Annotated in this window: 6 protein-coding genes; 2 read left to right on the forward strand and 4 right to left on the reverse strand. The window is 69.3% G+C overall.

Annotated elements, in window-relative coordinates; genetic code table 11:
- A partial coding sequence (locus tag D769_RS00145) for a lecithin retinol acyltransferase family protein (protein WP_008640782.1) occupies window positions 1–577 on the reverse strand: 577 nt, incomplete at its 3' end.
- Between the two features lie 444 nt (window positions 578–1,021).
- On the opposite strand from D769_RS00145, the gene D769_RS00150 reads away from it, so the two are divergent.
- Window positions 1,022–1,276, forward strand: a complete 255-nt coding sequence (locus D769_RS00150) for a hypothetical protein (protein WP_008640783.1) — start codon at window positions 1,022–1,024, stop codon at window positions 1,274–1,276.
- Between the two features lie 814 nt (window positions 1,277–2,090).
- Window positions 2,091–2,525 (forward strand): hypothetical protein, encoded by a 435-nt coding sequence (locus tag D769_RS00155; RefSeq protein ID WP_008640785.1) that lies wholly within the window; start codon window positions 2,091–2,093, stop codon window positions 2,523–2,525.
- Between the two features lie 161 nt (window positions 2,526–2,686).
- On the opposite strand, the gene D769_RS00160 is transcribed toward D769_RS00155, so the two are convergent.
- Genes D769_RS00160 through D769_RS32160 form a run of 3 tightly spaced genes read right to left on the reverse strand, consistent with a single transcriptional unit; the run spans window position 2,687 to window position 5,102 of the window.
- Window positions 2,687–3,418, reverse strand: a complete 732-nt coding sequence (locus D769_RS00160) for a hypothetical protein (protein WP_008640787.1) — start codon at window positions 3,416–3,418, stop codon at window positions 2,687–2,689.
- On the reverse strand, window positions 3,415–4,953 hold the full coding sequence (locus D769_RS00165) for an HNH endonuclease (protein ID WP_008640789.1): 1,539 nt from the start codon (window positions 4,951–4,953) through the stop codon (window positions 3,415–3,417). The genes D769_RS00160 and D769_RS00165 overlap by 4 nt, the downstream gene beginning before the upstream one ends.
- A gap of 2 nt (window positions 4,954–4,955) precedes the next feature.
- On the reverse strand, window positions 4,956–5,102 hold the full coding sequence (locus D769_RS32160) for a hypothetical protein (protein WP_193750020.1): 147 nt from the start codon (window positions 5,100–5,102) through the stop codon (window positions 4,956–4,958).
- Window positions 5,103–6,384: the final 1,282 nt, after the last annotated feature.

A 6,384-nucleotide genomic window follows, 5' to 3' on the forward strand; every position in this document is an offset into this window, starting at 1 on the left:
ATCTCGGGGCCGACGAGGTGAGGGCGGCGCTCACCGTGGGGGCCAGGGAGGCGGCGGTACGGGCAGCGGACGCGGCGTTCATCGCGCTGGTCACCGTCGACGCCGTGCGCCCGGCGCTCATCATCTGGGCGGCCACCCGGACCGTCGGGCCCATGGCCTCTTCCATCGCCCAGGTCTGGTACCAGCGGTACATCACGGCGGCGGTGGCCGCGTGGCCGGCTTTGCGGACCTTGCGGTTGACCTGCTCGCTCGTGTGCTTGTCTTCGATGCACCACATCACGAAGTGCTCGCAGTTGTTGAACACCAGGTTGTACTCGTCCTCGCCGATTCGCTCCCGGGCCCGCCGCACGCTGGCCATTCGGTTGTGCAGGCGGTCCGGATGATCGACGAACCGGACCTTGCGGCCCTTGGCGAACGTGTGGAGGGGCACCTCCTCGATCACACCGGTGTCCCACAGTCCGTCCTTTCCCGAATACTGGATGACCGTGTTGGGCCCGGAGGCCAAGCCGTGGTGCTCGTAGGCCAGGCGCTGCACCCATAGGTGGTCCCCGGCGCGAATCGTTTGATCGTCGCTCATGCTGGTCTTCTCGCTTGTTCGTCTTCTACGTTGTCGGACCCCTGCTCTACGGCAGATCGTCGCTGAACTTTACATCAGCTTGCAGGCGCGCGGTGCGGTGGGCACCACCAGGCCCGGCAGGCCAGACCGGGCGACGAGGGGAAGGGGGCACCGGGGAAAGCGCGGCGTCCATCGACAACCCCAACGCCCCTGGGCCCGTGGCCCCAGGTCAAGGCGGTGCTGACGCCAACGGGCTTGGGCCAGTTCCGTTTCGCACCCTGGGGCCGGAGGCGGGGTTCCCCGCCCACCCTCCGGGTGGGTTTCCTCGTGTCGTGGACCTACCCCAGCTCGCGAACGCCACCGGTCTCTGGGCTCTGTCCTACCGCTTGACGAACCCGCATGACCCGCTAGGGTGGCCTGCAGCGGGTCCACGTCGAGGCCCGCACCGACGAGAGGAGAAGGACGATGAGGAAGCGCGCGGCGTTGCAGTTGAAAGAACCGAACCACGACGACCCGAAGGTGGCCCGCCTGACCAGTGTGATCGCACGCAAGAACCGCGTGCACGGGGTCAACGCTTCCGGGGAGCGGGTGGCGTACGAGTGGGACGGTGTGACCGGGGAATGGCGGCGGGACTGGGAGTACGGTTCGACCGGGCCGTTGGCCCGCTCGTTCGGGGACGACCCGCCCCTGCGGACCGGCTTTGCGCTCGACGGGGTGTGACCGCTGAACGCGCGAGCACCACCCCGCGGGCTCCAGCACCGCCGATCCCGACCGGTTGACCCGTGCCAATGCACGGACCCACCAGGAGCAACGCCCACCCCACGGTGGGCGTTGTGTTGTGCGGTTGTGCGGTAGGCATAGGCCCGGACACCAGTGCGCTGATCTCCCCCAACGCCGCGCACGACGCACATCACCACCGCGACACCCCGGGCCTCGCCGGCCCGGGCTGCAGGCGGGAGCGGGTCGCTGCTGCTCGCCGGGCTGGCGCCCGGCACCCCCTCGGGTTCGGTCGATCCGGTCCCATGACAACCCTCCGGGGCCGGAGGCCCCCGCACTCCAACACCAACTTCGCACCCGCGCCAACACCTCTGGGCACAAGGCCCACTGACCCCAACGCCGCACGCAGGTGGCACAGCGGGGCTCGTTCACGGGTGGTGGGATCGCCGGTGCCAAGGATGGAGCAGGTCGACGTTGGGACAGCAGGCGATGCGTCGGCCCGTGGCCAGGGCCCGAAGGGTGGAGTGAGCGGATGCGACCGGGTGGAGGTGTTCATGGGACAGGGTCCATCCGTGCAGGGGCCAGCATCACCTTCACCACACCAGCATCACCACCAGACCACGCCCTGCGCCATCGCAATCCGTGCCATGGCACCCCAGTTCGACCGCTCGTCGCCGAGGGTCGACCGTTCGTCCGAAAGTCAAAAAATACTTGCAAACGGGCGTCTCAAACGGTTGACCAGCCTGAGCCATTTTGTATATTGGAAGTATAGGGAACGCGAACAAACCGCCGACCCACCACCTGCAGGAGCAACGCCATGAGCACCCTGACCCTCACCACCAAGCTGAACGCCCGCATGATGGCCGCCGTCATCCTGGACGACGCACGCGACATCCGCCGCCTCGCGAAGGACGGGCTGGACGTGACCGGCGTCAACCTGAACGGGGACACCTGGCTCGACGTGGCGGTGGCGCGGAACAAGATGAAGGCCGCTGCGGCGATCATCATGCTCAGCGGCAGCAAGACCAAGCTCCTGAACACCATCGACCGGAACGGTGACACCGTGCTGGACAAGGCCGTTGGGGTGGTGTCCGAGAAGTTCCTGGTCATGCTCCTGAGCGCGAGCGACAAGCTGAACCTGCGGCACACCGACAGCAAGAACGTCTCGACGCTGGACCGCCTGATGAAGCTGAACAGCAAGGCGGTGAACGACGCCCTGGCGCGCAACCGGACCATGGCCTTGGCCGCCTGACCAGCGAACCGCACAACCCCAGGGCCACAACCCTGGATCGACAACAACAGGAGGAGCAGGGCCTCGGGGGAGGCGGGGCCCTGACAACATCGAAGGGAGGAAGGGGAGGAGGTAAAGCGGTGCCAGCAGGCGCCGCTTTTCACATGGGCCTGCTGCCCTGATCACACGAACATGCACCGCTCCTGCTGAACAGGTTGCCACGGGCACGGCGTCCGGGTCACCGCGTGCACCATGGGGGCTGCGTAGCGCGGATCGTCGACGGGGAACTCCACCCCGTCCCGCTTCCAGGAGAACGCCGGCAGGACCGGGACGATGAGCCAGTCCGCCTCCGACGCCAGCATGTCGGCGAACGCCTCGACCTCCACGCGGTTGGACCGGAACACCCGATACTTCCCGAGCTGGGACCGCTGCGCGAACGTCCCATCGAGTAGGCAGGTCCGCTGGGCGTGCAGCTCCTCGTGCGTCACCAGGCCATGCTTACGCATGGTGCGGACCTGCAGGCGCTCCCGGGCCAGGGTGCGGCGGTCGTACTCCGGGTCGGCCGCATGTTCAGCGATGTCCGCCTCCATCGCTTCCACCACCTCCATCCCGTCGGCGGAACCCCGGACCAACAGGGCGGACCAACGCTCGCTGGGCACGGTGAAGTAGAACGCGACCCGGAACGGCTCCGCCGGTTCCGCATCGCCCGCGCCCCGGTTCGACCCACCCACGGGAACCGGCGACGGCTGGAGCCACGACACGTCCTCGACCCACTCGGGCACGAACACATCGTTGTGCGGCAGGCGGCGGCCGGCGAGATCGTCCAGCCAGCGGTAAATGTAGAAGTGCGGGTCCAGGGTCCGTTCAAGCAGGTGAATCGGACGGCGTTTCGCTTTCGTGCTCGTCGTGCTCATGCAGCACCTCCATGGTCGGCAACACCCTCACCACGCACACCCGGTCCGACCGCACCCCAGGGAGCACCACCCGCTCGCGCATCGCCCGTCCGGCCCGTGGCCGCGGTGCTCGTTGTCGGGGTGGTCGTGCTCAACCGCGCGGTCAACCGCTCCCGCATCGCCACCAGGCGGTCCTGCACGTCCTGCGGGAGCGGAGCGCGCGTCGGCTCTACCTCGATCGGGGCCACCGGTTCCACCTCGCGCGGGGGCACGGGCTTCCCCGCACGAAGGGCTTTCCGGAACGCCGCGTGCCGCGCCACCATCCGGTCGTGACGCTGGGCCCGGGCCGGATTCGACGGGCGGGGACCCAAGACGGTCGAACCATCGGACAAGCCCGTGGGCACCGACGAGCCTGCACCCGCCAGGTCCGCACCGGGGGCCAGCCCCGTACGCTCGGCAGGCACGGAGGCCGGGGTCCGCTTTCCGGTCCGCAGATCGTCCAGGTTCACGGCGAGGCGGGCGAGGGCATCGGTCAGCGGCTTGTCGCGCAGCACCTGGCGTTGCTTCGCCTGGGCCACCCGCTGACCAGGCCTGGCCTGCACCGACCACCGGGCAACGCGTCGCGCCTCCTGAACCCATCGGTCGCCGGTGAGCAGCACGTGCCACCGCTCGTAGTGCTCCGCCCACCCATCGTCCGCCAGGCTGGCCCGGTCCTCAGGGTCGAGATGCAAAGGGCTGAAGGGAGGGAAGGCGGCCCGTTCCCGATCGGTCATGGTCGGACGGACCAGCACCGCGTTTTCCTCCACCAACGACCAGGCCGCCTCGAACCACCGGGCGAGGGGCACCTCGAACAGCGCGAACCGACCTTGCGACATGTCGCGCCCGCCGAACTGAAAACGCAGGCGGGCCCGGACCTCACCGCTCCGCTCGTTCGGCAGACCGCGCAGGTCCCAGCCGAAATACCCGACCTCACCGAACACCTGGGCCAGCACGCGGAACCGAGGAAAGGCCCAACGCCGCTCCAGCACGTCCATCGCGGCGACCTTCCCCTTCACCGCAAGCGGCAGTACATGGTTGGCCGCGTCCAGCAGGGCTTCGCGACGGCGGGCCAACAGTTTGGCCGGGGCGGTCGCGCGACCGAACCCCAGCCAGTCCATCCCGCCTTTGGCGTTCTGGCATTCCGCGCAACAGAGCACTCGGTTCTCCTCCAGCGCGGACCCGCCCAGGGCCAGGGGCACCAGCAGGTCCGCCATGGCGCGCGGCGCACCGTCGATCCGCTTTCCGGTGACGGAGAGGGTAAGACCGCAATAGGCGCACACCCCGTCCTGCTGGTCCGCGAGGTACCGCACCATCCACGGCTCGGTGTGCCGCATCGACGCGCGCAAGCCGTCAACAAGCTGGGAGAACAGGAGGTCTTGCAACGACCCGGGCACGACCTGGACCGTCGGAACGTCGACCTCCAGGCCCAGGCCGTCCTCGGCGTCGTACTGCTCGTCGAACCCGTCGTCGTGGTCGAACGCGGTCAGGGTGGCGGGACGCTTGAACAAGCTCGCCATGGTCAGGCCTCGCTGGATTCAACGGGGGCAGCGCGGCGCAGGGCCGAGCCGTGGACACGCTCGCACGCCTCCACGATCGCGTCCGGCACGCTGATGCCGTTCAGCTTCGCGTACGTCACCAGCAGCGCGTCCAGGTCCAGGGGGATCATGAGGCCACGCCGCTTGTGGGTGGCTTTCGCACGTTTGGCCCAATCGGCGTACACGGCGGCTCGGCGTTCAGGGTTTTTCGACGGCATGGGTCTCCTCCGGTTCGTTGTCGAGGCTCAACGCCTGCGGCGTCGGCATGACCCCAACCTAGCAGCGCCGAGGATTTGCGCAAGTCCTACGGACGTGCCCTGGCACCCCTCCACGGGGTTCGCCGGACGGCACCTGGAGCTTCGCTCCGGCCTCGCCGGCCGGGCTGTCGGTCGTACGTTCGCGCTCGCCGCGCGGGCTGAAGGTTCCGACCGTTGAGGGAAGGTGAACCCCGGATCGGTTGGGCGGTGCTGTACAGGTACAGGGGCACGACGGCTCGGGCCAGGTGAAGGTCCACCATCCGGGGGAAGGGTCGGACGTGCGGTTGCCCCGTGGCGTCGTACGAGGGATCGGGTGTGGAGGGGATGGCCCAGGCGGGCGCTGCTCGACGCGCTGGGCGCGATCGGTTGAGCGCGAGGGAGGGAAGGAGGGCACCCCGCGCACGCACGACCGGGACTGCCTCAGCGGGACGGCACAGGACCCACGCCGTCCCTGGTCCAGCATCACCGGCACCGCTGCGCGGGCGGGGACGTGCGTTCGCTTCGCGGCACCTGCGCGGACGGCGCAACTCCGCCCGGTTCCCGGCCCCTGGCGGGGCTCGGATACCGGTCGGGTTGACGCCTCATGTCCGCGCTGACGGTGCCGCTCCGCGACCACGCACGCTCGACCACCACCACCGGGCAGGCGTTCGACCCCGGAGCGACGGCGAGGCTCCCCGGGGTACGGCGACCCACGGAACCTGCACCGTCGTACCGCACCGAGGGCGCGTCCCGGTCGTGCGTGCGCACGCCTGGACAGGGTGACGGAAGGCGGGGGGCACGCGGCGGCCGGGAGGCAGGCTTACCCGTGCCAATGCACATGTCATACCGGTCAACGGGGCGTGACCGGGTGCGCTGCGCGCGGGCGCGGTTCGACCAACCCCAGGTCGCACCGCACGACCCGTCCACGCGTTGCGTTGGTGCGTATGCCAGCGTCATACCGGGCACAGGGGCATGACCCTGGGGCGCTTCGGGGCGCGAGCGTCCGGTGTACGTACACGCGGAGCGACGCACCCGAACCCCGGACAGGCGGAGGCGGACCACCTCGCTGACGCGAGCAACCCCAACACCGGAACGTCCGCCTGGACTCGGCGACGCGTCGCCACGACCCGGTGAGGCAGGGTCGCGCTGCACGCTGCGCGCGCACCGGCACGTCCAG

This window comes from Cupriavidus sp. HMR-1, assembly GCF_000319775.1.
GTDB lineage: Bacteria > Pseudomonadota > Gammaproteobacteria > Burkholderiales > Burkholderiaceae > Cupriavidus > Cupriavidus metallidurans.